This window comes from Burkholderia sp. Bp9090 (genome assembly GCF_003857985.1).
In the GTDB taxonomy this organism is placed as follows: domain Bacteria; phylum Pseudomonadota; class Gammaproteobacteria; order Burkholderiales; family Burkholderiaceae; genus Burkholderia.
The window spans coordinates 1-1,476 of record NZ_QTPV01000098.1; the positions used below are offsets into that span (position 1 = coordinate 1).

A 1,476-nucleotide genomic window follows, 5' to 3' on the forward strand; every position below is an offset into this window, starting at 1 on the left:
AGCCCGCGCGCGAGCCTGCAGTTCAACGCGGAATTCCAGCAGTGGATCCAGCGTTCCGCGCCCGGCTACCAGCTGCTCGGCGGCACCGTCGTGCCGTCGGTCAAGACGACGTCGAAGGCGCTCGGCACGCAGCCGTGGGCGAAGCCGGTGACGACCGATGCGCTGAACCTGAACGCGCGCTTCGACTACCAGTTCAACGACGACTGGAAGGCCTACGTCGCCGCCGGCCGCAGCCGCACGATGATCGACGACAACAGCGCGTTCGCGTACGGCTGCTATTACGCGGCGAGCTGCGCGGCCGGCACGACGTCGCCGTTCTTCTTCGGCGCGAACGGCGACTACGACGTGTACGACTTCCGCAGCCCGGGCGAATACCGCCGCAACGACGACCTGCGCGCGGTCACGACCGGCAAGTTCGCGACGGGGCCGCTGCGGCACGAGCTGACGCTCGGCGTGAGCGTGCAGCGCCGCGTCGTGCACATGGCGAATGCCGTGTACGACTACGTGGGCAGCGAGAACATCTATGGGCCCGACGTCGCGTTCGCACCGTCGCCGAACACGGCCGGGCCGTCGTATCCGCAGCTCGACGCGTGGCAGTATGGCGTGTTCGGGCTCGACCGCATCAGCATCGGCGAGCACTGGCAGGTGCTCGCGGGCGGCAAGGAAGTGCTGCTGCGCCAGCGCAGCTGGAGCAGCCTCGACGGCGACGCGACGCACACCGACCGCTCGGTGTTCCTGCCGCAGGTCGCGCTCGTCTACAAGCCGGTGAACGTGCTGTCGCTGTACGCGTCGTACAGCAAGGCGCTGTCGCTCGGCGACCAGGCGCCGGTGCGCGCGACCAACGCGTATGCGTTCCTGCCGCCGGTCGAATCGCACCAGTTCGAGCTCGGCGCGAAATACGACTGGCTCGACCGGCTGAGCCTCACGGCCGCCGTGTTCTCGATCAGCAAGCCGTTCCAGTTCGCCGACCCCGATGCGTCGGGCACGAGCTATACGTTCGTGCAGCGCGGCACGCAGCGCCACCAGGGGATCGAGCTCGGCGCGGCCGGGCGCGTGACCGAGCGGCTCGGGCTGACGGCCAGCGTCGCGGCGATTCGCGCGCGCGCGTACGACTCGGGTTCGCCGGCGTACGAAGGGCACCAGATCATCAACGTGCCGGCGCTGCGCGCATCGCTGTATGCGGATTACGCGGTGCCGGGCGTTGCCGGTCTGAACGTGCTCGGCGGCGTCGAGTACAGCGCGGCGCGCAACGCGAACGAGGAGGGCACCGCGCGCGTGCCGTCGTGGTTCGTGTTCAATCTCGGCGCGCGCTATACGACGAAGATCGCGGGCCATCGCACGGTGCTGCGCGTGTCGGTGGACAACCTGTTCAACAAGTTCTACTGGCGCGACGCGGGCGAGCAGCAGGGCGACGCGTACCTGTTCCCCGGCGCGCCGCGCACCGCGCGCGTGTCGTTGACCTATGATTTCTGATCG

At 69.0% G+C, this 1,476-nt stretch carries 1 protein-coding gene; it reads left to right on the forward strand.

All coding sequences use genetic code 11. The features are described 5' to 3' along the window. On the forward strand, positions 1 to 1,473 hold a 1,473-nt coding region (locus DIE16_RS36210), incomplete at its 5' end, for a TonB-dependent siderophore receptor (protein WP_124894418.1). Positions 1,474 to 1,476: the final 3 nt, after the last annotated feature.